Below are 25013 nucleotides of genomic sequence, written 5' to 3'. Positions count from 1 at the left end.
GGGTTGCAACCATGTTCAATGACATCAGTCGCCTCGGTAAATACCTCGGTCAGGCTGCACGCCTGATGGTCGGCATGCCCGACTACGACACCTACGTCGAGCATATGCAAACCAAACACCCGGACAAACCGGTGATGGACTACAAGGCGTTCTTCCGAGAACGCCAGGAAGCCCGTTACGGCGGCAAGGGTGGGCCTAAGTGCTGCTAGCCCGGTAGTTCGAGCTAGCGCATGCCCTTGTGGGAACACGGCTTTATGTGGGAGCTGGCTTGCCTGCGATAGCATCACCTCGGTCTGACTGAAAAACCGAGTTGTCTGCATCGCAGGCAATCCAGCTCCCACATTTGCTTTGTGTTCCTTCATTTTCTTTCGTCAAAAAAGGAGAATTTTTTGTCCTCTCCCATCCCGGTAACGGTCCTCAGCGGCTTCCTCGGCGCCGGCAAGACCACCTTGCTGCGCCATCTGCTCAAGGCCGAGCACGGCTTGAAAATCGCCGTGATCGAAAACGAATTCAGCGACGCCGGCATCGATACCCAGTTGTTGGGCGATGAACCGGTGCAAGTCATGACTCTGTCCAACGGCTGCGTGTGCTGCACCATCCACACCGACCTGACCAAGGCCCTGTACCTGCTGCTCGAACGCCTGGACAGCGGCGAGATCGCCTTTGATCGCCTGGTGATCGAATGCACCGGGCTGGCCGACCCGGCGCCGGTGGCCCAAACCTTCTTCATCGATGAAGAACTGCGCGAGCGTTACATCCTCGACGGCATCATCACCCTGGTGGACGCGGCCCACGCCGAACATCACTTGACCCAGACCATCGCCCAGGCACAGATCGGTTTCGCCGACCGCTTGCTGGTGAGCAAGCGCGACCTGGTGGACGACGCCACCTTCGATGCGCTCAGCGAGCGCCTGACCCGCATCAACCGCCGAGCGCCGATTCGTGTGGTTGACCACGGCAACATTGACCTGGCCGAACTGCTCGATGTGCGCGGTTTCAACCTCAACGCCGGCATGACACTGCGCCCGGTCAGCACCGCGCCGTCCATCGACCGCATCTCAAGCTTGGTGCTGCGCACCGAACAGCCTCTGGATATCGATCGCCTCAGCGAGTTCATGAACGAATTGCTGGAAGATCACGGCAAGCAGTTGCTGCGCTACAAAGGTGTGCTGAACATTGCCGGTGAAGGCCGACGCATGGTGTTTCAGGGCGTGCTGAAGTTGTACGGGTTCGATTGGGATACCGAGTGGGCCGAGGGCGAGGTGCGGGAGAGTGTGATTGTGTTTATTGCCGATGAACTGCCGGAGCAGAAGATTCGCGATGGCTTTGCCTGCGTATACCAATCTTGACTTGAAAATGCAGTCAGTGTGGGAGCGGGCTTGCTCGCGAATGCGGTGTGTCATTCAGCGCATATGCTGGCTGATCTAGCGCTTTCGCGAGCAAGCCCGCTCCCACTTTGATTGCATTTCAGGTTAAGAAAGCAGCGTTTCAGGCATAAAAAAGCCCGGCTCAAGAGCCGGGCTTTTCGTTCAAGCAACTGCTATCAAGCGCCGTATACCGGCAGCTTCTTGCAGATGGCCTTGACCTTCTCACGGACCGCGTCGATCACGGCTTCGTTGTTCAGGTCAGCCAGGATGTCGCAGATCCAGCCGGCCAGTTCCTTGCACTCTGCTTCCTTGAAACCACGAGTGGTCACCGCTGGGGTGCCGAAGCGCAGGCCGGAAGTGACGAACGGCGAACGTGGGTCGTTCGGTACGGAGTTTTTGTTCACGGTGATGAAGGCTTTGCCCAGGGCAGCGTCAGCATCTTTACCGGAAATGTCCTGCTTGATCAGCGACAGCAGAAACAGATGGTTTTCAGTACCGCCAGACACTACGTCAAAGCCGCGCTCGATGAACACGCTGGCCATGGTCTGGGCGTTCTTGACCACCTGTTGCTGGTAGGTCTTGAACTCAGGCTGCAGGGCTTCCTTGAAGCAGATCGCTTTAGCGGCGATCACGTGCTCCAGCGGGCCGCCTTGGGCGCCTGGGAATACCGCAGAGTTCAGCTTCTTCTCGATGTCGGCGTTGGCGCGAGCCAGGATCAGGCCACCACGTGGACCACGCAGGGTCTTGTGGGTGGTGGTGGTCACGACGTCAGCGTAAGGCACCGGGTTCGGGTAGACGCCAGCGGCGACCAGACCGGCTACGTGAGCCATGTCGACGAACAAGTAAGCGCCAACCTTGTCGGCGATCGCGCGGAAGCGTGGGAAGTCCAGGATCTGCGAGTAGGCAGAGAAACCGGCCACGATCATTTTTGGCTTGTGTTCAACCGCCAGGCGCTCGACTTCGTCGTAGTCGATCAGGCCGTTGGCATCGATACCGTATTGAACGGCGTTGTACAGCTTGCCGGAGGAAGAAACGCTGGCGCCGTGGGTCAGGTGACCGCCATGGGCCAGGCTCATGCCCAGGATGGTGTCGCCGCCTTGCAGCAGGGCCAGGTACACGGCGCTGTTGGCTTGGGAGCCGGCGTGCGGCTGGACGTTGGCGTAATCGGCGCCGAACAGTTCCTTGGCGCGGTCGATGGCCAGTTGTTCAACCACGTCGACGTACTCGCAACCACCGTAGTAGCGCTTGCCTGGGTAGCCTTCGGCGTACTTGTTGGTCAGAACCGAACCTTGAGCCTCCATTACCGCAGGGCTGGTGTAGTTTTCCGAAGCGATCAGCTCAATGTGCTCTTCCTGGCGCACGGCTTCTTGCTCCATGGCGGCGAAGAGATCGGCGTCGTACTTGGCAATAGTCAAATCACGGCTGAACATGGCGGTCCTCAAGGATCGGGGGCAGAAAAGGAGGGCATTCTAACCCAATGGGTTTTAGATGGCATATGAAAGGACATCATGTCGCGGACAAGCGGGATTCACTTAGGGATGAGTGGTGCCTGTACTGGCCTCATCGCAGGCAAGCCAGCTCCCACACTTGAATGGGTTCACACATCAAAATGTGGGAGCCGGGCTTGCCCGCGATGAGGCCATCCGCCCCACTGCAATATCTCAGTCGAACATGAAGAGGGCATCGTTGCTGAACTGCGCCTCGAACCGGTTCGCCGGCATCGGCCGCCCGAACAGGTAACCCTGTACTTCATCGCAGCCATGCTCACGCAGGAAGTCCAGTTGCTCATGGGTTTCCACGCCTTCGGCGATCACCGCCAGGTTCAGGCTGTGGGCCATGGCGATAATGGCGCGGGCGATCTGGGCGTCCTGCTCGCCCGATGGCAGCCCGTCGACGAAGGTGCGGTCGATCTTCAGTACGTCGATGGGGAATTGCTTGAGGTAGTTCAGCGATGAATAGCCGGTGCCGAAGTCGTCTACCGCAATGCTCAGGCCCAGGTTTTTCAGGCTGGCGAGGATCTGCATGGCCTCGTTGACCTCACGCATCAGGATGCTCTCGGTCAACTCCAGTTCCAGGCACGCCGGCGGCAGGCCGGTATCCTTGAGGATGGTGGCGATGCGTTCGCCCAGCTGACCATCCGAGAACTGTCGCGCCGAGATGTTGACCGAGACCTTCGGTACCCGCACCTTGTTCTGGTGCCAGGTCTTGAGTTGGCGACAGGCTTCACTGAGCACCCAGTCACCCACATCCACCACCAGCCCCAATTCTTCCAGTACGGGGATGAAGTCGCCCGGTGGCACCAGCCCGCGGCGTGGATGGCGCCAGCGCAGCAAGGCCTCGGCGCCGGTCAGGCGCTTGCCGTCGCCGCTGAATTGCGGTTGGTAATAAAGCACGAATTCGTTCTGGTCCAGGGCGTGGCGCAGGTCGCTTTCCAGCTCCAGGCGTTCCAGGGCGCTGGCGTTCATGTCGGCTTGGTAGAACTGGAAGTTGTTCTTGCCGCGCTCCTTGGCGTGATACATCGCGGTGTCGGCGTTTTTCATCAACTGACTGAGCTCGTTGCCGTCCTGCGGGCTCAAGGCGATGCCGATACTGGCGGTCACGAAGAACTCGCGGCCTTCCAGCACAAACGGTCGCACCAGGCTGGCAAGAATCTGCTCGGCTACCGTGATTGCACGGTTCAGCGCCATGTCACGGTTGACCCGGGGTTGCAGGAGCAAGGTGAACTCGTCGCCGCCCATGCGCGCTACGGTGTCGTCCTCAGCCACGCAGCCTAACAAGCGTGTGGCCATTTCCTTGAGCATGCGATCGCCGGCGGCGTGGCCCAGGGAGTCGTTGATCGGTTTGAAACGGTCGAGGTCGAGGAACATCAGCACCACCCAAGACTTCTGCCGCTCGGCCGACTGTAGCGCGGTGTGCAGACGGTCCTGGAACAGCGTGCGGTTGGGCAGGTGGGTCAGGGCGTCGTAATACGCCAGGCGGTGGATGCGCTGTTCGCTGGCCTTGCGCTCACTGATATCACTGAAGAAACACACGTAGCTGGCCAAGTCGCCTTCATCGTCGAACACGGCGGTAATGCCGACCCAGGCCGGGTAATGCTCGCCATTGCGACGCTTGAGCCACACTTCGCCTTCCCAGGTGCTGTGCTGGTGCAACTGCTTGAGCACGTAGCGCAGATGGGCTTCCTGTTGTTCATCGACGGTGAGCATGTTTGGCAACTGGTCGAGCACGTCCGCCACGGCATACCCGCTGACCCGGCTGAACGCCTCGTTGGCCTGCACAATGTAACCGGCCGGGTCGGTGATCAGGATCGCCGACGTTGAGTGTTCGAATACCGTGGCCGCCATGCGCAGGTCTTTCTCGGCGCGGCGTTGCTGGCTGATATCGCGGCCGACGCCGAGGATGCCTTCGAACGTGCCGTGTTCATCCCACACCAGCACCAGGCGCAACTCGATCGGCACCTTGCGACCATCGGCGCGCAGGCAGTCGAACAGGAACAGCTGGGTCTGCACCTCATCGCGCAGGGTGTTCAGCGCGTCAACATCGCCCAATGCGCGGCTGACTTGCTCCATGAGGGTATAAATGCCGGTCAATTGCTGCGGGTTGGCGATGATCGACTGCCAGCCGTTCTTGAACACCCAGTCCACGTCGTACCCGAGCACGGCGTTGACCGACGGGCTGATGTAATTGAGGGCCAATCGGCTGTCGGTGGAGCAGATCACGTCGCTGATGCTTTCGGCCAGCATGCGGTAGCGCTGCTCGCTGTCGCGCAGGGATTCGCTGGCTTCGATCTGGTCGGTGATGTCCTTGGCTACGCCGATGATCCGGGTGACCACCGCACTCTTGTCGCGGGCCAGGGCTTGCTCGCGGATATCGAAGCGTCGCCACTGGTTGTTGCGATGACGAAAGCGCAGTTGGCATTGCAGTTGGGTCGAGTAGCCCGCTTGGCGTTGTTGCTGGCGCAGGTCGTGGTAGTACTCGGCATCTTCGGGGTGCAGCAGGATCTCCCAGAAGTACTCGCCCATTTGCTGCAGTTCGACCCTGTTATAGCCAAGGGTGTGGCCCAGGTGGTGGTTGCTGAAAATCATGCGCTGGCTGATGACGTCCTGCACATACAGGTGGTCGGGCACGGTGCGCACCACGTCCGACCAGAAGCTTTCGCGCTCCACCAGCGATAGCTCGATCAGCTTGCGGCTGGTGATATCGCTGGTGCTGAGGATCACCGCCTTGAAGTCGTCCTGTTGCTCCGGCAGGCGCATGACCAGCCACAGGTATTGTTCGTTGCCGGCCACATCGTTGAGGCGGATTTCCATCTCCAGCTGTTTTTGCTGGGTCAACACGGCTTCCAGTACCTGGCAAGCGATGGACGTGACATTACGTGGGCAATCGTCGATCAGGCGTTCCCAGGCTTCCTCGCAAGAACCGACGTTCAACAACCGCACCGCCACTTGGTTGACCTCGGTGACACGCAGCTCCTTGAACAGTTGCTGGCGCTCGGCGGGGTTGTCGTTCAGCCAGGCATGCAGCTGTTCGCGGGTCTGCATCCGGGTCTTGGCGAAGAACGCTTTGAGGCCCGACAAGTCGAGCACGCACAGGGCCACGCCGGTGCCTTCGAATATGTCCTGATAACGGCGCCGGCCTTCATGGACCTGGCGTTGGCGGCGGCGCATGTTCAGTAGCACGATCACCGGGATCAGCGAAAAGGCCAGGCCCAGCAGGCATTTACCGATAAACGCCGGCAGCAGTTGCTCCAGCACGGCGCTACGGTCGAAGAGCCCGCGCAATTGCCAGTCGCTTTTGCTCAAGGGCGTGACCAGTACGCTTTTATTCAGCTCGTCCGGGGTCAGCGCCGCAGACCATTGAGCCGACATGCCACTGTCGCGGCTGACCACGCGGTGGTTCACACGGTTCTCGATCGCCCACATCGGGCGCTGGCCCTGGCCGTCTTGAGGGGTGAGGTTGCTCAGGTAGCTGGGGGCCAGGCGCAGGGCCCAGTACATTTTCGAGCCGCCGCTGGGTTGTTGCAGCAACAGATAGATCAGCGTGCCGTCGGGGCTATTGCTCAGGTAATAAGGTTGCGAGTGGCTGCGTTGCACCAGCTCTTCAAGCCACGCGCGGTCCTGGCTGTCTTTAGCACTGTCACTGATCATTGCGCCGCTGGGGGCGAGCAGGGCGACACTGCGCAGTTCCGGCAACGAGCGTTGCAAGGTGCGTATCAAGGTTTGCTGCTGTTCGTCGTTGCGCGGCGGCTCGACCATCGGTAGCAGGTTCAGGGCGATTTTTGCGCTCAGGGCCATGTTCAGGCTGATCTGTTCAGCCAGGTCCGCGCTGTAGTCGATGGTGTATTGCTGCTGGTTTTTCTGGTTTTGCTGCAGTTGGTCCAGCAATTGCCAGAACAATAAGGCAAGCAGCATGAGGACAAGCGTCGCCAACGCGCCTTTGAGGGTGCCGTGCAGGGGCGCTCCCGGCGCAATATGAGCGGCGCGCAAGGGAGTTGGCGGCGTGACTTTGGACAAGCTGTGATCCTGCGGTTTGGCTGGACTGGCGCGCGACGTGCACTATAAGCCGGACGCCCGAAGGGCGGCTAGCATGCCTTGAGTTGTGGCAAAGTGCCAGTCCCGCCTGGCTGGACTGCCCAAGCGCATTGAGGTAGCTTTGCCGGTTACGCGGGGGCGTTCCAGCCCCAGACATTCAGGCTTTTTCCGCACGCAGGCATTGATTTCCGTCAACGGCCCGCGCGGCGCATGGCCTGCACGGGCTTCGCCCGCTTAATCCATCAGTCACTGACGCTAGGTTCACCATGGCTCAATACGTCTTCACCATGCATCGGCTGGGAAAAGTTGTTCCGCCGAAGCGGGAAATCCTGAAAAACATTTCGCTGTCTTTCTTCCCTGGCGCCAAGATCGGCGTGCTCGGCCTCAACGGCTCGGGTAAATCCACGCTGCTGAAAATCATGGCTGGCGTCGACACCGAGTTCGAAGGCGAAGCCCGCCCGATGCCGGAACTGAACATCGGCTACCTGCCACAAGAACCGCAACTGGACCCAGCCAAGACCGTGCGTGAAGTGGTCGAAGAGGCCGTCAGCGTGATCAAGGACGCCCAGGCCCGCCTGGACGAGGTCTACGCCGCCTACGCCGAGCCGGATGCCGACTTCGACAAGCTCGCCGCCGAACAGGCCAAGCTGGAAGCCATCCTGCAGGCCGGCGACGGTCACAACCTGGAGCGCCAGCTGGAAGTCGCCGCCGATGCACTGCGCCTGCCGGCGTGGGACGCCAAGGTCGAGCACCTGTCCGGTGGTGAGAAGCGCCGCGTGGCCTTGTGCCGCCTGCTGCTGTCGGCCCCTGACATGTTGCTGCTCGACGAGCCAACCAACCACTTGGACGCCGATTCCGTCGCCTGGCTGGAGCACTTCCTGCACGACTTCCCAGGCACCGTGGTTGCGATCACGCACGACCGGTACTTCCTGGACAACGTAGCCGGCTGGATCCTCGAACTCGACCGCGGCGCCGGTATTCCTTACGAGGGCAACTACTCCGGTTGGCTCGAAGCCAAGTCCGACCGTCTGGCCGCCGAATCCAAGCAGCAATCGGCCCACGAAAAAGCCATGAAGGAAGAACTGGAGTGGGTGCGCAAAGGCGCCAAGGCCCGCCAGTCCAAATCCAAGGCACGTTTGCAACGCTTTGAAGAAATGCAGTCGCAGGAATTCCAGAAGCGCAGCGAAACCAACGAGATCTACATCCCCGCCGGCCCGCGCCTGGGTGACAAGGTCATCGAATTCAAGAACGTTACCAAAGGCTATGGCGACCGCGTGTTGATCGACAACCTGTCGTTCTCTATGCCAAAAGGTGCGATCGTCGGCGTTATCGGTGGTAACGGCGCGGGTAAATCCACGCTGTTCCGCATGCTGATGGGCAAGGAAACCCCGGACTCCGGCAGCATCGAGATCGGCGAAACCGTGCAGTTGGCCTGTGTGGATCAGAGCCGTGACGACCTCGACGGCAGCAAGACCGTGTTCCAGCAGATTTCCGACGGTTCCGACCAGATCCGCATCGGCAACTATGAAATCCCGTCGCGCACTTACGTGGGCCGCTTCAACTTCAAGGGTGGCGACCAGCAGAAGTTCGTCAAGGACCTGTCCGGTGGTGAGCGCGGTCGCTTGCACTTGGCCCTGACCTTGAAAGAGGGCGGCAACGTGTTGCTGCTCGACGAACCGTCCAACGACCTCGACGTTGAAACCCTACGCTCCCTAGAGGAAGCCCTGCTGGACTTCCCGGGCGCCGCCATTGTGATCTCTCACGATCGGTGGTTCCTTGACCGCGTCGCGACCCACATCCTGGCGTACGAAGACGACTCCCAAGCGGTGTTCTTCGAAGGTAACTACACCGAGTACGAAGCGGACCGTAAAAAGCGTTTGGGCGAAGCTGCTGCCCAGCCGCACCGTGTACGGCACAAAAAACTGGCCTGATCGGGCTGGTTTGAACAAAGCGGAGCCTTCGGGCTCCGTTTTTTTTTTGCGTTTTTTCAGGGCGACCGAGGTGGATTCATTCGCGAGCAAGCTCGCTCCCACATTCGACCGCGTCGCGCCGAATGTACGCTGTCAAATGTGGGAGCTGGCTTGCCTGCGATAGCGGTTTACCTATTGGTGCATAGCTTGGATTGAAATCCCTGTTTGGGTGCAGAAAAGGTGGATTATTTATATCAAGTGCACCATTTAAATTCACAAACGCGACACTTTGCGCTTTTCAGGTGCGAAATGAATTGTTAAGGTCCGGCTCAATCTCTTTTAAAAACAATCAATTTTCCGAGATTTTTCATGATCGAATCCGTCGAATCCTTCCTCGCTCGCCTCAAGAAACGTGACCCAGACCAGCCAGAATTCCATCAGGCCGTAGAAGAAGTCCTACGCAGCCTGTGGCCGTTTCTCGAAGCCAATCCCCATTACCTGACCTCGGGCATCCTGGAGCGCATCTGCGAGCCGGAGCGTGCGATTACCTTCCGGGTGTCGTGGGTGGATGATCACGGCAAGGTCCAGGTCAATCGCGGTTTCCGTATCCAGATGAACAGCGCCATCGGTCCGTACAAGGGCGGCCTGCGTTTCCATCCGTCGGTGAACCTGGGTGTACTGAAGTTCCTCGCCTTCGAGCAGACCTTCAAGAACTCCCTGACCTCGCTGCCCATGGGCGGCGGCAAAGGTGGCTCGGACTTCGACCCCAAGGGCAAGAGCGATGCCGAAGTCATGCGCTTCTGTCAGGCGTTCATGAGCGAGTTGTACCGTCACATCGGCGCAGATGTGGACGTACCGGCGGGCGATATTGGCGTGGGGGCCCGGGAAATCGGCTTCCTGTTCGGCCAATACAAACGCCTGAGCAACCAGTTCACCTCGGTGCTGACCGGCAAGGGTATGACTTATGGCGGCAGCCTGATCCGCCCGGAGGCCACGGGGTTTGGTTGCGTGTACTTCGCCGAAGAGATGCTCAAGCGCAAGGGGCAGCAGGTTGAAGGCAAGCGCGTGGCAGTCTCGGGTTCAGGTAACGTCGCGCAGTACGCCGCACGCAAGGTGATGGACCTGGGCGGCAAGGTGATTTCCCTGTCCGACTCCGAAGGCACCCTGTACGCCGAAAGTGGTTTGACCGAAGAGCAATGGTCCGCCCTGCTGGAGCTGAAGAACGTGCAGCGCGGTCGCATCAGCGAGCTGGCCGAGCGTTTCGGCCTGGAGTTCCGTAAAGGCAAAACTCCATGGGAGCTGGCTTGCGACATCGCCCTGCCATGCGCGACCCAGAACGAGCTCGACGCCGAGGCCGCCCGGACCCTGCTGCGCAACGGTTGCATCTGTGTGGCTGAAGGCGCCAACATGCCGACCACCCTTGAAGCTGTGGATATCTTTATCGAGGCCGGCATCCTGTTCGCGCCGGGCAAAGCGTCCAACGCCGGTGGTGTCGCCGTGAGTGGTCTGGAGATGTCGCAGAACGCCATGCGCCTGCTGTGGACGGCCGGTGAGGTAGACAGCAAGCTGCACAACATCATGCAGTCGATCCATTACGCTTGCGTGCATTACGGCGAAGAAAACGGCCGGATCAACTACGTGAAGGGCGCGAACATCGCAGGCTTCGTCAAGGTCGCCGACGCGATGCTCGCCCAAGGCATCGTCTAAGCCTCGGGCTCGATGCGCAGCACTTCGATCAACTGATCGCCGACGGGGCGCTTCCACAGCACCTCGTCACCCACTTGGGCGCCCAGCAGCGCTCGGCCCAGGGGCGAGCCCCAGTTGATGAGGTTGGCATGGGCATCTGCTTGGTCTTCCCCAACCAGTTGAATACGCTGCTGCTCGTCCAGCTCATTGGCGAAAGTCACCCAGCTGCCGATCTTCACCTTGTCGGTGGACAGAGCGGGCGCCACGACTTGAGCGCTTTGGACGCGGTGGTTGAAATAGCGCAAATCCCGTTCAAGGTCGGCCTGGCGCTGTTTATCGGCCTGCTCGCCTTTGGCTGATTCGAGGCTGTGCTCGTGTTGCAACTGCGCAACTTTGGCCTGCAACTGCGCCAGCCCCTGGGCGGTGAGACGGTTGGGTTGCCCGCTGACCTGACGCTCCACCGGCTGATCGGCCTGGGCAGCGGCGCTGTCTTCATTCACAAAAGCTCGGCTCATGACGTTCTCCCTCTATAGCGCTTGGGCCATGTTCGCCGCGCTTTAGTTTCGACGGATGTCTGAGAACGACCTATTGCGACCGATAGGCCCTGGCGGCGTCGCGATCTTTTTCCTGTTGCCAGGCACGCTCACGGTCATCCCAGTGATTGTCCTTGTAGTCGCGCAGTTCTTCGTTCTCACGCATGGCCTTGCACTGGCGAAAACCGTCTTCCCAGCCTTCGGCATATTCACGGTCTTTCAGATAGCGCGGTACATTTTTGCGAAACTCTCCAGTAATCACCCCTGCAGCCTGGCGACCGCTGCTGCAACCGTCATCAAAGCCATCGGCAAACGCCGGAGGATAACCTTTGGCCAGCAACTCCTGATGGGTCGACTGGCAACCCGACAGCCACACTACCGCACACAGCATTACCGCATACCGCCACATTGCTTGCTCCCTGGCCGTTTCACGGCTGATAGGGGAAGTCTAGAAGGGGATTTGTTGGGGCGGTGTGAAAGGGAGGTGAGAGAGTTGTTGGGCTCTGAGGTGGAGCTGAATAGAGGCGGACCTAATGTGGGAGGGGGCAAGCCCCCTCCCACATTTTTGATCTTCGCCAGTCTTTGGTCAGTAGTGATACCACTTCACTTCGAGCATCACTTCATTCATCGGCGTCGACAGGTGGCTGTACTCGCGCTGGGCACTCAAGCGCAGCCCCAGGTTACGCGATAATTCCCACTGCTGGTTCAGGCTGATACTGCGCCGTACTTCGCCATTGGTGAAGAAATCCCCCTTGGCTTCCAGGCTCAGGTTGCCCAGCGGATTTTTCCACAACACGCCTGTATTGAACCCGGCAGCCGGGGAGATGGCTTCGCTGAAGTCGTTGTTGTGTTCCACGCGCACGGTGCCGAGGGCAAAGCCGAGCATGTCGTCGGTCAGTTGCCAGGTGCCGCCGGCACCACCGTTGACGTGGGCGACCAGGGTTTGGTCGTCGTGTTTGCCCGGCACGCGTTCCAGGCCACCGGTGACTTGCCAGGACCAGGGTTGCAGCAAGGCGTTGCGCGGGGTCAGGGAGCGGATGGTGGCCAGGTCCAGTTGCTGCAATTGCCAGTGGTTGCCTTCGTACTGGCGCAGTTTCATTTGCAGGATTTCGATCTGTGCGCCGAGGGGGAAGCCTTCGGCGTTGTCGTTGAGGTCGTGGTAGGCCATGCGCAGGCCGTACTCGCCGAAGGTCTTGCTGCCGCGTGTGCCAATGCCGGCTTGCCAGGTGCGTGACTCGTGGCCGTTCTCGGGCAGGCCGGGGCGTTCGATCTTGAGGTCGGGCGCGGGGTTCTGGTTGATGGCGCGCAGCAGTTCGAAGCTGCGTTGGGAGCGTTCGCTGTCGCGCTCCAGGCCATTGGCGCGGTAGCGACCGAGCCGGTAGGCGGCGTCGATGATCAGGGCCTGACGCTCGCGGGGCAGGTTTTTGAAGGCCGGCTCCTGCAATTGCTTCTGGTCATCGCTGATCTTCAGCACCCACTGCTGTTCATCGCTATCCAGTGGCTTGGCGCGTTCCAGCAATTCGCGCTCGCGGGATGGGCGGTAGTCGATCTTCTCTACCAGACCGGCATCTTTTACCGCCTTGACTGTGTCGGTGGGAATGGCGGTCAACGGGAATTGTTCGGTGAGGCGCAAGCCGGGGCGAGCCACTTGCAGCAGTTCCAGCAGGCGGTACGAGCAGTTTTCGTCGAAGAAGAAGTAGTCGAACTGGATCTGCTTGAGTTCCCACACATGCTCGACCATGCGTTCGGTCTCGACCTGGGTCAGGTTCAGCCTGTATTCCCACAGATCGCGGTTCTCAAGGTTGCGGTATTCCGAGAGTTTTTCCTGATAGGGCACCAGGGCGAACAGGCCGGGATAACCGCCCATCAAGCCCTTCCAGGCGTAGAGAATGCTGTTGTCCGAACCTTCGATGTAGGCGCCGAAGTTGATTGCGTAGCTGAGCAGGGCGGTGTTGTCGCTCTGGACGTCGGCCTGATCGATGCGCAGCAGGGTGTGGCCAAACATCGACGACGGACTGTTGAGGTAGGCCGCTGGGAAGATCATCACCGCGCTGTGGGGCGCGACGTCCTTGAACCATTGCTTGAATTCGGTGCAGTCCACAACGGGCAGGTCGGTCAGGTGCAACTGATCCTTGAGCCAGCGGGTCCGTGCGGGGTACACGCATTGGGCGTGTTTTTCACCTTGGCTTGCCGGAGCATACAGCGCTTCAACGGTGGCCTTGAGTTCGGCATCCGGGTGGTGGGCGCCATCGGTTGCGAGGAAGAATTTCTTGTCGCTGACATAACTGCGCCAGCCACTGATTTTGCCGGCTTCGTAATGGCCCAAGGACAGCCAGAACGGATCATTGGCCAGTTGCTGCAAACGTTGATCATCAATAGGCGGGGCCGCGTACAGCGGGGCGCAAGCGAAGAGTGCCAACCAGGCAAAGCGTTTGAGCATAGGGGCAACTTAAGTCGGAAAAAGTGAGACCCAAAGGGAGGCGGGTCCAAAATAAAGCCCGCGCCTCGAAAGGCGCGGGCGGGTCGAGCTTAAGCCTGGGTAGCGTACTTCGCCAAGCGGGCATCGTTTTTCAGGACGGCGAGGGTGTTGGTGTGCACATCCTCGGCGGTCACGTCAGCTTTGCTGAAGATCTGCTGGAAGTGCTCGTGGGTCACGGCAGCGAAGTGCTCGCGATCTTCAGGGGCGACGCCCAGTACCACCGCGTAAGTGGTCAGCGCTTCGCCATTACCTTTGGCCATGTCTTCGGACAGCTCGTTCATCATGCCATTCATGGCAAACCAGGACTTGCCGCCGTAGGTCAGCTTGCTGTTGGTGTTACAGCCGTTGGTGCCCGAGGTCATGCCGAAGGTGGCGTTACCCGAGGTGCCGTTGGTGGTGGAAGCGAGGAAGTGAGCTGGAGTACCGCGCTGGCCTTCGAACATCATGTTGCCCCAACCGCAGTTCGGGCCGCCTGGCGCTTCTGCCATTGCATTGAGGGAAACGACGGTGAAGAGAGTACCAAGAAGGATCCGTTTCATAGCTTTGTTCTCTTTGTGTGCAAACCAATGGACAAGGGGTTCAGGCGCTTCGCAGCGCCCTAGGGGCCAGTTATTAGTCCAACCCGCGCAGTTTGGAGTTTAGGCACGATCCTGGGGTTCCGTTATTTTTTATAAAACAATCAGAGTTGCTGTCGAGAGTGGTCGCTATTTTTTTGTAAGGCGCCGACCGCGTCTAAGCTTTCCCAACGCCGCGCCTTGCCATAGCGCGTAACCGGGAGCCAGAATGCCGTCATCTGCCCCGCCTGATGTAAGGAAGCCCGATGCCTGATCCTGTTGCTGCCAGCTTGCGTCTAGCGCCCGAAGCGCTGACTCGCCCTTTCTCCGCTGAACAGTTCAGCTTCTCGACCACCAATGATTTGGAGCCCTTTCGCGGTGTGCTTGGCCAGGAACGTGCGGTTGAAGCCTTGCAGTTCGGTGTGGCCATGCCACGCCCCGGTTACAACGTGTTTGTCATGGGCGAACCCGGTACTGGCCGCTTTTCGTTCGTCAAACGCTATCTGAAGGCCGAAGGCAAACGCCTGCAGACCCCGGCGGACTGGGTCTATGTGAATAATTTCGATGAACCACGTGAACCGCGTGCCCTGGAATTGCCGGGCGGCGCGGCAGCGGCGTTCATCAACGATATCAACGCCCTGATAGACAACCTGGCAGCTACTTTCCCGGCGGCCTTCGAACACCCGACTTACCAGCAGCGTAAAAGCGCCATCGACCGCGCTTTCAACCAGCGCTATGACAAGGCTTTGGACGTGATCGAACGCCTGGCCCTGGAAAAAGACGTGGCGCTGTACCGCGACAGCTCCAACATCGCGTTCACGCCAATGCTTGACGGCAAGGCCCTCGATGAAGCCGAGTTTTCGCAATTGCCGGAAGCCGACCGCGAGCGCTTCCATACGGATATTTCCGAGCTGGAAGAACGCCTCAACGAAGAACTGGCCAGCCTGCCGCAGTGGAAGCGTGAGTCCAACAACCAATTGCGCCAATTCAACGAAGAAACCATCACCCTGGCCCTGCAACCGTTGCTCGCGCCGCTGTCAGAAAAATACGCGGAAAACGCAGCCGTTTGCGGTTACCTGCAGGCCATGCAGGTATACCTGCTTAAAACCGTGGTCGAGCAATTGGTGGACGACGCCAAGACCGACGCCCAGGCGCGCAAGCTGCTCGAAGAGCAATACTGCCCGAGCCTGGTGGTCGGCCACCCGGTCAACGGCGGAGCACCGGTGGTGTTCGAACCGCACCCGACCTACGACAACCTGTTCGGTCGTATCGAATACAGCACCGATCAGGGGGCGCTCTACACCACCTATCGTCAGTTGCGTCCGGGCGCCTTGCACCGTGCCAACGGTGGTTTCCTGATCCTCGAGGCGGAAAAAATGCTCGGCGAGCCGTTCGTGTGGGACGCGCTCAAGCGTTCCCTGCAATCGCGCAAGCTGAAGATGGAGTCGCCGCTGGGCGAACTGGGCCGCCTGGCCACCGTGACCCTCAACCCGCAGATGATCCCGTTGCAGGTCAAGGTGATCATCATCGGCTCGCGTCAGCTGTACTACGCCTTGCAGGACGCCGATCCGGACTTCCAGGAGATGTTTCGCGTCCTGGTGGATTTCGACGAAGACATCCCGATGGTCGACGAAAGCCTGGAGCAGTTCGCCCAGTTGCTTAAAACCCGTACGTCGGAAGAAGGCATGGCACCGCTGACGTCGGACGCGGTGGCGCGCCTGGCCACTTACAGCGCTCGGCTGGCGGAACACCAAGGGCGCTTGTCGGCGCGGATTGGTGATTTGTTCCAACTGGTCAGCGAGGCGGACTTCATCCGGCATTTGGCTGGCGATGAGATGACCGACGCCGGCCACATCGAGCGCGCGCTCAAGGCCAAGGCCACGCGCACTGGTCGAGTGTCGGCGCGGATTCTCGACGACATGCTCGCCGGGGTGATCCTGATCGATACTGCCGGCGCGGCGGTGGGCAAGTGCAACGGGTTGACGGTGCTGGAAGTGGGCGATTCGGCCTTCGGTGTGCCGGCGCGGATTTCCGCCACGGTATACCCGGGCGGCAGCGGCATTGTCGACATCGAGCGTGAGGTAAACCTCGGCCAGCCGATTCACTCCAAGGGCGTGATGATTCTTACGGGTTACCTGGGCAGCCGGTACGCCCAGGAATTCCCGCTGGCGATCTCGGCGAGCATCGCGCTGGAGCAGTCCTACGGTTATGTGGACGGCGACAGTGCGTCTTTGGGCGAGGCGTGCACCTTGATTTCGGCGCTGTCGAAGACGCCGCTCAAGCAGTGCTTTGCCATTACCGGTTCGATCAACCAGTTCGGTGAAGTGCAGGCGGTGGGCGGGGTCAACGAGAAGATCGAGGGCTTCTTCCGTCTCTGCGAGGCGCGTGGCTTGACCGGCGAGCAGGGCGCGATCATCCCACAGGCCAACGTCGCCACGTTGATGCTCGACGAGAAGGTGCTGAAAGCGGTACGGGACGGCCAATTCCATATCTATGCCGTGCGTCAGGCGGACGAGGCATTGAGCCTGCTGGTGGGCGAGCCTGCCGGTGAGCCGGATGCGGATGGGCAATTCCCGGAAGGCAGCGTGAATGCGCGGGTGGTTGAGCGTCTGCGGGTGATTGCGGAGATGATCAGCGAGGAAGACCTGAAGGAAGCGGAGAAGGAGCTGGCGCAGCACGCGCAGGCTGAAACCCAACCCACCTGATTTTTGGTTCGACGCGGTGAGTGTGGGAGCTGGCTTGCCTGCGATGGCGGTGGGCCAGTCAGACTATCTGCTGCTGACACTCCGCCTTCGCGAGTAAGCCCGCTCCCACATTGGTTCAGTGGTGTATTTGGAGTATTCGCCACAAAATTGACGTCATTTCGGGGCCAACGCCCGTTGGTCCCTACAACCTTGGTTTGTTGCGGTTTTCTTCTATTCTGACTTCAAGGGATATCCACAGGAGTCGCAGGATAGAAACAGCCTCGCCGTATGATTGAGGCTGAACACCGATCTACCGAGGGGCGCCGCCATGTCGCGCAACCTTTGCCTTACCCGCCAATGCCTGGGCCTGGTCACCCGTATCGAATGCTCCATTCGTCCTCTGGCCGGGGATAACGGGATGTGGACCTTGTTGTTTGCCGCCGGAATGACCGGCGAGCAGCCTTCCACCATCAAGTCCCAAGGCCCGTTTCATGGGCCCTTCGTGGCAGAAACCATTCTTCAGTCGATTGTCGACAGTCTCACCCTGCACGGATACGCACTGGCTGATGATCCGCAGATCTGGTGCCTGCACATGCAGGCACATCTGCGACAGCTCAATGGTGGGCAGGAGCGCCTCGCCCTGTAGAGCGGCTATTTGCTCTCGGGTTTGTCCAACTTGACCTCAAAGCCGTATTGCACGGTGTTCAGGTCGGTACGCTGGTAGCTTTCCAGGGTGGTCGGCTGACCGTAGAAGTAATGCACGTCGAACATCGCCGTGCCGTATTCCTCCGCACGGTGGCTGACGCCGAGGATTTCCTTGAGGTAGTTGCCGCTGGCGTCCTTGGCGTAGAAACGCCAACTGTCAGAAGGGAACATTTTCTGATCGATGATCAGGGCGTTGTCCTTGAGCGTCAGGCCCTTGGGCAGTTTGGCGACGTCAACCGTGCCCTTCTCGATGGTTGCCAGGAATACTGGGATCGAGCCCACCACAAAGGCTGGGGTTTCCGGGAACAGGTTGAGGTCGTAAGTGAGGGTGCCACGCGCCGCATCCAACTCAAATGCCTCGCTCGGCAGCTCGATGGGCTCGTCACGCTCGCCCTTGTCGTCCGCGGTGAAGAAGGTGATGGGTTCGTCGCTGCTGTTACGCTCGGCGCCCACCAGCTCGTCATTGAAGGTAAAGGGGTGGTCGAACACGAGCTTGGCGGCGCTGGCATCGTCGGTCGATTGGCTGATGGTGACGCTTTTTTTCAGTTGGTCTTCGGTCATGGCCGCATCTTTGAGCCAGCTGGCGGCGCTGTCGTCATACACCGTGACGGGCATCGGCAAGGCTTGCACGGTCTTCTGCAGGCTGTTCCTGTCGAAGCGCATCACCGGCAGGTCAAGGTCCTTGTGGGTCAACGTGGCTGTGGAAAAGTCCAGGACGTCAACCTGCAGGTTGTCGATCACGCCATTGAAATACACCTTGGCGTAATGGCTGGTTTGCTTGTGTTCGAAGGCTTTCTGCTCGTCGGTCAGTTGCGTTTCAAAGGCATCGGACCACGCCTTCTGCTTCTGCATCTCGGCCAGTTGTTTCTCATAGAACGCCACTTGGGCTGCACTTTCGTTGATCGAGCCCGAGCGCGTCAGGAACTGCCCGGTGCTGTCCCGTGCTTGTACCAGCAAAGGGTTTGGCGAGTCGTCGCCCACTTCTGCGGCCAAGGGCGCGCTGTTGGTCAGCTCGATCTCGGCGTAGTTTTTTTCCAGCAACACCAGGTTGAGGGTGATGTTGCCCTCGGTGCGCTTGCGCCCCACGTCCTTTTTTGACAGGTCGAAGGTCAGCACCTTGCCCGGTGCCACCACTTCAACCGTGCCTTTGAGGCTCACGGGTTGAGGCTGGCTCTTGTTGTCCGTCTCGACGCCTTCGATGAAGGGGTAGGTCACCGTCAGGTCGTCGGGGTTGGTCAGGTTGGAACTGCTGGGGCTCAGTTGAATGCCTGGGTCGGTCTCCGACCATTCCGGCTGGAAGGGGATGACCTTGTTGTTGCTCAAGGTCACCGACTGCCATTCCAGGCCGTGGGGGAAGGGGAACTGGTCAGGGCTGTTGAAGGTGAACGGGAAGACCGGCTGCAGATCCGTGAGGTAGTCGGAGTGGGAGGCTTTGCGTAGCACGAACAGGCCGTTGATGTAGGTGTCCACCAAGGCTTGGGGCGTTGGGTAGTGCTTGAGCAAGGCCAGCGTGTCTTCGCCGTATTCTGCTTCGATCGGCTTGTTGGCGAGCTTGATGCGTGCACGTTCAAGTAACAGCAGCGAGCCGCCAAGGTCGGCGATGGCATCCCGCAATTTGGGGTCTTGGATACTGTCCAGCGACTGTTCGAATTTTGTGGTTTTCTCTTCGAGTGTTGCCTGCTTCTGCTCTTCTTTGGGGGAGCAGCCGCTGGCTATCAGCAACGCCGCACACAGGCCGATGCTGGCCAAAGGGGATCGCACATCCATCATCTGAGTCTTCCTGTCCGACATCATCGAGCCAAGTGAATGGTCTCGACACTAGCAGAAAAACTCTCTTACAGATGCCACCTGGGTCAGTTTTCTCGCGGTGACAGGCGCTGGGTACTGGCTGGTATACTCGCGGCCATTTTTAGCCACGCTGTGTGAGATCCAATGGAACGTTTTATCGAAAATGCTATGTACGCCTCGCGCTGGCTGCTGGCGCCCATCTATTTCGGCTTGTCCCTGGGGTTGCTGGCGCTGGCGCTGAAATTCTTCCAGGAAGTGATTCACCTGCTGCCGAGCGTGTTCTCGATGGCCGAGTCCGAGCTGATCCTGGTGCTGCTGTCGTTGATCGACATGGCCCTGGTTGGCGGCTTGCTGGTGATGGTGATGATTTCCGGCTACGAGAACTTCGTCTCGCAGCTGGATATCGATGAAAGCAAAGAAAAGCTCAACTGGCTGGGCACCATGGACTCGTCTTCGTTGAAGATGAAAGTGGCGGCATCCATCGTGGCGATTTCGTCCATCCACTTGCTGCGTATCTTCATGGACGCCAAGAACGTCGATCCACAACACCTGATGTGGTACGTGATCATCCACATGACCTTCGTGATCTCGGCGTTCGCCATGGGGTATCTGGACAAGGTCACCAAGCACTGATGACCCGCGCCGGCCTTACTGCTCCGCGAAGTAGTAAGGCTGGCGGCCGATTGCCATCTGCTTGATCACCGTGACCTTTTCATTCAGTCGGTCGGTGTGATCCATCAACGCAACGTTGCCCGGTTTGGCCGTGAGGAACGCACGTAATTCGGCTTCGGTGTTCAGGATGGGCACGTAGGCTTGCATGTAGAACACCCCGGCGCCGGCAATCCGTTCGTTAGGCTGATACATCGCGACTTCCCGACCTTCTGCCTGCAGCGCCTGGAGATGGCTGATCACTGGCACGAAGGACTCGACGGCGTCCGCCTTGGGCGCGAACCAGAATGCGGCGCTCAGGTAGCAGGCAATGAGCACGCCGAATACGCCGCCGATCACCTGCCGGTGGTAGCGGTACAGACCAGGCTTACGGTCTTTCAGGCATTCCAGCAGTACCCGCGCATATTCGGCCGCGAGCACGGCGGCGGCAGGGGTAAGCGACATCAGGTACACGGTGCGCTTGCTGGAGGCCAGGGTCAGCAGGGTGAATTGCGCCACCAGCCACACACTGAAAAACAGACGGTAGCGATTGCGCATCAGGCTTTTGCGGAAGTGCCACAGGCCCAGGTACACCAGGATGTTCCAGGGTAGAAACGCTTCAGGCAGTTTCGCGAGGTAGTAGTAGAACGGCTCGTAATGCCCGGCTTCCACGAACGAGCCGCTGAAGCGTCCGACGCTGTTGGTCCACAACACCTCACCGACCGCCTGCATCCCGCCACGCTGGTACAGGAAACCCAGCCAGATCAGCAGCGGCACCAGTGCCAGCAGCGTGAACAAGGCCGGTTTGAGCCAGTCGCCGATGCGTAGGCGCTTATCCATCAGGCTGGTCACGACCAGGTACACGAAGATCACGATACCCGGCATCGCCAAGCCCAGCACACCTTTGCTCAAGGTGGCGATGACCATCCCCAGGGTAAACAATGCCCAGGCCCACACAGTGGAGCCTTGGCGCTCGGATTCGGGCCGCATCGCCTGGTAGAACGCCAGCAGCGCAGTGGTCACGCCGAGGCTGAGCAACGAGTCTTCACCCACGCCCCGCACATTGCCCCAGTAACTGGCCATGGTCGCCAGGATCATCGCGGCGCAGAACGCCAGCGACTTGGGACGGCCAAACTTGCGCAACATCCCGTAGAACAGCATCACGCTGAACAACCCGGCAAACGCCGAAGCCAGGCGCACCGCCCAGGTCGAGGCGCCGAACAGGCGAATCGCGCCGGCGTCCAGCCATAGGCTCAGGGGTGGTTTTTCCAGGAACGGTTCGCGGAACAGGCGCGGGATCACCCAGTCATTGTCCAGGTGCATGGCCATGGCGATCCCGGCCACGCGGGCTTCGGTGGAGCCTTGTAGCTCATGGCCGCCAAGGGCGAAGAAAAATAACAGACCAGCGAGAAGGAGCAGCAGAGAGGCGGGGCGCGTCATGGATTCTGGCTACCGGGGAAAGGGACCGCTCGGGGGAACGGTCGTGGGCGATCAAGCAGTATACGAGAGCGATTCTTAACATTTCGTGAATCAATGTGGGGTTTTTGTAAGGCTGGCCGAGCCCGCTTTTCAGGGCTGTTTCAAGCGGGGTAGCGCCGCCTTGCCTGGCTCGGTCAACACCGGTGCCAATTGCTCCCAGGTGAAATTCAGTTCGTTATCGCAGCCGTCACCCGTGGCGCGCGTGGAGAGTTGCAAGCCTTGGGTGTTGAAGCTCAGGTCGAAGGTGGAATAGCTGGTGATCGCCGGGCAACCTTCATCAGTGCTGGTTTGCTGGGCCAGCCAGCGACTGAATTCGGTCGGCAGCTTCACGTCGCCGGAGAAGGCGTCATACCACTCCTGATGCCCGCCGAACCACGTCCAGGGGTCGACGCTTGCACCGGTTTGCAGGTTCCAGGAGTGCAGGCCCCAACTGATCCCCCTGGCGCCGGTGCCGGCGGCCCAACGGTAAAACCTGACAGTGATGTATTGGGAGGACCAGTACGTGGGCTCCACGTCTATTTCGCTGGTGTAGGCCGAACCGTTGCGGCCGAGGTACTCGCGCCGCTCTTGCAGGTAGTTCACCTGGTCATCGTCGCTGACGGCCAGGGCGGCGAGTTGCTGGTTGATCTTCTGGAACGCCGGGCTGTCGCCTTCGAGCTTGAGCGTGACCCGAGCGCCTTGGGTCTTGAGCTGATAGCGGTGCTCGCCGAAGGTTTTCTGCTCGGTCTTGATCGGTAGAGGCGCGGCTTCCATGGGCGCGTTGTAGGCGTCGCTGCCACAGCCTTGCGCATCGATACGTTGCAAGTTGAGTGGCAGCGGTGCACCACCTGGGTTTTTGCTCCATGAGCCTGTGAGCGTATCGCCCTGCGGCTGTTGCAACGCCCAGAAACCGGTATTGCCCGTTTCCACCCAGGGCGCGTTGTCGCTGGCTTGGGTCAGTTGGATCGGCGTGAGGATGCGCTGGTAGTAATAGCTGCCGTGCTCGCCATCGGCGCCATTGAAACAGGCCACGATGGCGGATTTGCCCAAGGTACCTTTCCACACCCCGGCCAGGTCGGCAGCGCTGGCAAAGAAAGGCGTACAGGCAAGGGCAATGACAGCAAGGGGCTTGAGCACGGGTATCTGACTTCCGGTTGTCTGATAAAGGCCGTCAGGGTAATGGGTCGTGTGGTGCGATTCCAGTAGGCGAGCGTCAGGTTTACCGGTCGTCCTTTGCCTTTGACAGGGAGGGGGCTGCCACCTAGGTTTTAAATCACGCTCAAGAGACGTGAACGGTTCTTGCGCTTGTATGACGGCCTTGTCACGGCCGTTACTATGCAGCTATCGGTTCCAGCCCTTGGGTGATGAACCGTCTATGGAGTGATCATGGCTATAAAGCGCAAGGTTCCAGGCGTACGTAACTATGATGGTCCCGCAGGCGGGTGGGGGGCGCTCAAGGCGACCGCGACAGCGGTGCGTGAGCAGATGGACACACTCAAAGCGCCTATTACCCTGATGCGCACCAATCAGCCGGATGGATTCGATTGCCCCGGCTGCGCGTGGCCGGACAAAGAGCACAAATCCACCTTCCAATTTTGCGAAAACGGCGCCAAAGCCGTGACCTGGGAAGCGACCAGCAAGCGCGTGACGCCTGAATTCTTTGCCAACCATCCGGTCTCGACGTTGCTGCACCGAAGTGACTTTGAACTCGAAGACTTGGGGCGCCTGACGCACCCTCTCGTTTATGACCGGGCAAGCGACACCTATCAGCCTGTGGCGTGGGAAACGGCCTTCGCACGCATCGGCGAAATACTGCGTGGACTGGAGCCTGATCAGGTCGAGTTTTATACCTCAGGCAGAGCTTCGAATGAGGCCGCCTACCTGTATCAACTGTTCGCCCGTGAATATGGGACCAATAACTTTCCGGACTGTTCAAACATGTGCCACGAGCCCACTAGCGTTGGGTTGCCGCGCTCGATCGGGATGGGCAAGGGTTCTGTTTCACTGGATGACTTTGACCTGTGTGAGTTGGTGCTTTCCATCGGGCACAACCCCGGCACCAACCATCCGCGCATGATGGGAACGCTGCACGAAATATCCCGGCGCAAAGTCCCCATCATGGTGTTCAACCCTCTGCGCGAACGCGCACTGGAACGCTTTTGCGATCCGCAAGACATGATTGAAATGGCCACCTATGGCTCCACCCGCATTGCGTCGACTTATCTACAGGTCAAGGCGGGTGGGGACGCTGCGGCGATCAAGGGCGTGATGAAAGCGTTGCTGGAGTTGGAGGCGTCGGTCGGCGAGGTCATCGACTATGCGTTTATCGAGCAACACACCAACGGCTTCGAGGCGCTCAAGGCGGACTTGTTGGCGACCCTATGGCCAGACATCGAGTCCGCAAGTGGATTGCTCAAGGCCGACATGGAAAAAGTGGCCGCCGCCTATGCGAAATCCAACGCCACCATCGTGACCTACGGCATGGGGATCACCCAGCATAACGAAGGGACTGCCAACGTCCGGCTGATCTGTGACCTGTTGATGTTGCGCGGCAACATCGGCAAACCCGGTGCCGGCATTTGCCCATTGCGGGGCCATTCCAACGTGCAAGGCAACCGAACCGTCGGCATCACCGAAAAACCTTCCAGTGCCTTTCTTGGCAAGCTCGAACAGGTGCTGGGCTTCAAGCCCCCGCCTGCCCACGGGCACGATGCGGTGCAGGCGATGCAAGCGATGATCGCGGGGGAGTCCAAGGCGCTGTTCTGTCTGGGAGGCAACTTTGCAGTGGCACTGCCTGACCCGGGCCAGTGCTTCCCGGCCATGGGCAAATTGGACTTGAGCGTGCATATCGGCACCAAGCTCAACCGCACCCATCTGCTGGTGGCCAAGGAAACCTACCTGTTCCCCTGCCTGGGCCGCACCGAGCTGGATCTTCAGAATGGTGCCCGTCAATCGATCACGGTCGAAGACTCCATGTCGATGGTGCATGCCTCGGCCGGCAAGTTGATGCCAGCCTCTGAGTTCCTGCGTTCAGAACCGGCCATTGTGGCGGGCCTGGCGAGCGCTGCATTGCCCGACAGCAAGGTGCCTTGGACGGAGCTGGCGGCTGACTATGACAAGATTCGCGACCTCATCGAAAAAACCATCCCGGGGTTCGATGACTACAACGAGCGCATTCGTGTTCCAGGTGGTTTTCGCATGCCCCTGCCGGCTACCGAGCGTATCTGGATGACACCCTCGGGCAAGGCTGAGTTCTTTGTGTTCCCCGGTTTGCATGAGGATAAGGAAGTCGATGGTGATGACGTCCTGCGGCTGATCACCCTGCGCAGTCATGACCAGTACAACACCACGGTCTATGCGCTCGATGATCGCTATCGGGGGGTGTTCGGGCGAAGGGATGTGTTGTTCATGAGCCCGGCCGACCTGGAATCCAGGGGGTTGGCTCACGGTGACCTGGTCGACATCGAAACGGTCACCCAGGGGCGCAAGTTGCGCTACGAGAAGATCACCGCCATCGAGTACAAGATATCCACAGGCTCGGTGGGCGCCTATTACCCGGAGGCCAACCAACTGGTGCCGTTGGATTACATCGATGTCGACAGTGGCACGCCCTCCTACAAGTCGGTGCCGGTGAGGGTGATGCGCTCGCAGGTCAATTGAGCCCGGCTGC

General features: G+C 59.7%; 17 protein-coding genes and 1 pseudogene. 8 read left to right on the top strand and 10 right to left on the bottom strand.

Annotated features, from left to right (window positions below; all coding sequences use genetic code 11):
- Positions 1–11 precede the first annotated feature (11 nt).
- The gene (locus AC07V4_RS21860) at positions 12–209 is read left to right on the top strand and encodes a YbdD/YjiX family protein (protein ID WP_003194308.1); all 198 of its coding nucleotides are present in this window, start codon (positions 12–14) and stop codon (positions 207–209) included.
- 180 nt (positions 210–389) lie between these two features.
- A complete protein-coding gene (gene yjiA / locus AC07V4_RS21855; RefSeq protein WP_492638190.1) occupies positions 390–1349 on the top strand; it encodes a GTPase in 960 nt (319 codons plus the stop codon).
- Between the two features lie 19 nt (positions 1350–1368).
- Here the strand turns inward: yjiA and AC07V4_RS21850 are convergent.
- The 3 genes and pseudogenes from AC07V4_RS21850 to AC07V4_RS21840 form a co-directional block, all read right to left on the bottom strand.
- Positions 1369–1461: pseudogene (locus AC07V4_RS21850) on the bottom strand (metal ABC transporter ATP-binding protein); the annotation flags it as partial.
- An 82-nt stretch (positions 1462–1543) separates the two neighbouring features.
- Positions 1544–2797, bottom strand: coding sequence for a serine hydroxymethyltransferase (gene glyA / locus AC07V4_RS21845; protein ID WP_017737423.1), 1254 nt, complete (start codon positions 2795–2797; stop codon positions 1544–1546).
- A 231-nt stretch (positions 2798–3028) separates the two neighbouring features.
- Positions 3029–6880, bottom strand: a complete 3852-nt coding sequence (locus AC07V4_RS21840) for a sensor domain-containing protein (RefSeq protein WP_492638189.1) — start codon at positions 6878–6880, stop codon at positions 3029–3031.
- A gap of 284 nt (positions 6881–7164) precedes the next feature.
- On the opposite strand from AC07V4_RS21840, the gene ettA reads away from it, so the two are divergent.
- Positions 7165–8829, top strand: coding sequence for an energy-dependent translational throttle protein EttA (gene ettA / locus AC07V4_RS21835; RefSeq protein ID WP_123715805.1), 1665 nt, complete (start codon positions 7165–7167; stop codon positions 8827–8829).
- Positions 8830–9177: 348 nt separating this feature from the next.
- Positions 9178–10515 carry an NADP-specific glutamate dehydrogenase gene (gene gdhA / locus AC07V4_RS21830; RefSeq protein ID WP_492638188.1) on the top strand — a complete coding sequence of 446 codons (1338 nt, stop codon included), beginning with the start codon at positions 9178–9180 and terminating at the stop codon, positions 10513–10515.
- On the opposite strand, the gene AC07V4_RS21825 is transcribed toward gdhA, so the two are convergent.
- From AC07V4_RS21825 to AC07V4_RS21810, 4 genes are all read right to left on the bottom strand, one after another.
- Positions 10512–11009, bottom strand: coding sequence for a GreA/GreB family elongation factor (locus tag AC07V4_RS21825; protein ID WP_492638187.1), 498 nt, complete (start codon positions 11007–11009; stop codon positions 10512–10514). The two genes, gdhA and AC07V4_RS21825, sit on opposite strands and share 4 nt — an antisense overlap.
- Before the next feature lie 70 nt (positions 11010–11079).
- Positions 11080–11436, bottom strand: a complete 357-nt coding sequence (locus AC07V4_RS21820; protein WP_431749929.1) for a hypothetical protein — start codon at positions 11434–11436, stop codon at positions 11080–11082.
- A gap of 177 nt (positions 11437–11613) precedes the next feature.
- Positions 11614–13467: an Lnb N-terminal periplasmic domain-containing protein gene (locus AC07V4_RS21815; protein ID WP_492638186.1), complete on the bottom strand. Its 1854-nt coding sequence runs from the start codon at positions 13465–13467 to the stop codon at positions 11614–11616.
- An 89-nt stretch (positions 13468–13556) separates the two neighbouring features.
- Positions 13557–14045 carry a DUF3015 domain-containing protein gene (locus AC07V4_RS21810; protein WP_431752793.1) on the bottom strand — a complete coding sequence of 163 codons (489 nt, stop codon included), beginning with the start codon at positions 14043–14045 and terminating at the stop codon, positions 13557–13559.
- A gap of 281 nt (positions 14046–14326) precedes the next feature.
- On the opposite strand from AC07V4_RS21810, the gene AC07V4_RS21805 reads away from it, so the two are divergent.
- Together AC07V4_RS21805 and AC07V4_RS21800 are read left to right on the top strand one after the other, a co-directional pair.
- Positions 14327–16765 (top strand): Lon protease family protein, encoded by a 2439-nt coding sequence (locus tag AC07V4_RS21805; protein WP_492638185.1) that lies wholly within the window; start codon positions 14327–14329, stop codon positions 16763–16765.
- A 307-nt stretch (positions 16766–17072) separates the two neighbouring features.
- On the top strand, positions 17073–17390 hold the full coding sequence (locus AC07V4_RS21800) for a PA4575 family protein (RefSeq protein WP_431749659.1): 318 nt from the start codon (positions 17073–17075) through the stop codon (positions 17388–17390).
- A gap of 5 nt (positions 17391–17395) precedes the next feature.
- Here the strand turns inward: AC07V4_RS21800 and AC07V4_RS21795 are convergent, their stop codons facing one another.
- Positions 17396–19219 carry a hypothetical protein gene (locus AC07V4_RS21795; protein WP_492638184.1) on the bottom strand — a complete coding sequence of 608 codons (1824 nt, stop codon included), beginning with the start codon at positions 19217–19219 and terminating at the stop codon, positions 17396–17398.
- A gap of 162 nt (positions 19220–19381) precedes the next feature.
- Between AC07V4_RS21795 and AC07V4_RS21790 the strand changes: the two genes are divergently transcribed.
- Complete coding sequence (locus tag AC07V4_RS21790; RefSeq protein ID WP_016976786.1) at positions 19382–19870, top strand: TIGR00645 family protein; 489 nt, start codon at positions 19382–19384, stop codon at positions 19868–19870.
- A 15-nt stretch (positions 19871–19885) separates the two neighbouring features.
- Here the strand turns inward: AC07V4_RS21790 and AC07V4_RS21785 are convergent, their stop codons facing one another.
- Positions 19886–21325 carry an ArnT family glycosyltransferase gene (locus AC07V4_RS21785; RefSeq protein ID WP_492638183.1) on the bottom strand — a complete coding sequence of 480 codons (1440 nt, stop codon included), beginning with the start codon at positions 21323–21325 and terminating at the stop codon, positions 19886–19888.
- A 129-nt stretch (positions 21326–21454) separates the two neighbouring features.
- Positions 21455–22480: a hypothetical protein gene (locus AC07V4_RS21780; RefSeq protein ID WP_492638182.1), complete on the bottom strand. Its 1026-nt coding sequence runs from the start codon at positions 22478–22480 to the stop codon at positions 21455–21457.
- 249 nt (positions 22481–22729) lie between these two features.
- Here AC07V4_RS21780 and AC07V4_RS21775 point away from each other — a divergent pair, with 249 nt between their 5' ends.
- Positions 22730–25003 carry an FdhF/YdeP family oxidoreductase gene (locus tag AC07V4_RS21775; RefSeq protein ID WP_492638181.1) on the top strand — a complete coding sequence of 758 codons (2274 nt, stop codon included), beginning with the start codon at positions 22730–22732 and terminating at the stop codon, positions 25001–25003.
- Positions 25004–25013: the final 10 nt, after the last annotated feature.

The sequence above is a fragment of the Pseudomonas sp. GW821-FHT03A09 genome (genome assembly GCF_059421065.1).
Note: the sequence above shows the minus strand (reverse complement) of the source record. Positions and strands in the feature narration are given on the sequence as shown.

What these genes read in the sequence shown, in the direction of transcription:
- AC07V4_RS21825 (WP_492638187.1), bottom strand. Translation starts at nt 11,009, where the DNA reads ATGAGCCGAGCTTTTGTGAATGAAGACAGCGCCGCTGCCCAGGCCGAT.
- AC07V4_RS21805 (WP_492638185.1), top strand. Translation starts at nt 14,327, where the DNA reads ATGCCTGATCCTGTTGCTGCCAGCTTGCGTCTAGCGCCCGAAGCGCTG.
- AC07V4_RS21800 (WP_431749659.1), top strand. Translation starts at nt 17,073, where the DNA reads ATGTCGCGCAACCTTTGCCTTACCCGCCAATGCCTGGGCCTGGTCACC.
- glyA (WP_017737423.1), bottom strand. Translation starts at nt 2,797, where the DNA reads ATGTTCAGCCGTGATTTGACTATTGCCAAGTACGACGCCGATCTCTTC.
- AC07V4_RS21790 (WP_016976786.1), top strand. Translation starts at nt 19,382, where the DNA reads ATGGAACGTTTTATCGAAAATGCTATGTACGCCTCGCGCTGGCTGCTG.
- AC07V4_RS21810 (WP_431752793.1), bottom strand. Translation starts at nt 14,045, where the DNA reads ATGAAACGGATCCTTCTTGGTACTCTCTTCACCGTCGTTTCCCTCAAT.
- AC07V4_RS21820 (WP_431749929.1), bottom strand. Translation starts at nt 11,436, where the DNA reads ATGTGGCGGTATGCGGTAATGCTGTGTGCGGTAGTGTGGCTGTCGGGT.
- AC07V4_RS21775 (WP_492638181.1), top strand. Translation starts at nt 22,730, where the DNA reads ATGGCTATAAAGCGCAAGGTTCCAGGCGTACGTAACTATGATGGTCCC.
- ettA (WP_123715805.1), top strand. Translation starts at nt 7,165, where the DNA reads ATGGCTCAATACGTCTTCACCATGCATCGGCTGGGAAAAGTTGTTCCG.
- AC07V4_RS21785 (WP_492638183.1), bottom strand. Translation starts at nt 21,325, where the DNA reads ATGACGCGCCCCGCCTCTCTGCTGCTCCTTCTCGCTGGTCTGTTATTT.
- gdhA (WP_492638188.1), top strand. Translation starts at nt 9,178, where the DNA reads ATGATCGAATCCGTCGAATCCTTCCTCGCTCGCCTCAAGAAACGTGAC.
- AC07V4_RS21860 (WP_003194308.1), top strand. Translation starts at nt 12, where the DNA reads ATGTTCAATGACATCAGTCGCCTCGGTAAATACCTCGGTCAGGCTGCA.
- AC07V4_RS21795 (WP_492638184.1), bottom strand. Translation starts at nt 19,219, where the DNA reads ATGATGGATGTGCGATCCCCTTTGGCCAGCATCGGCCTGTGTGCGGCG.
- AC07V4_RS21815 (WP_492638186.1), bottom strand. Translation starts at nt 13,467, where the DNA reads ATGCTCAAACGCTTTGCCTGGTTGGCACTCTTCGCTTGCGCCCCGCTG.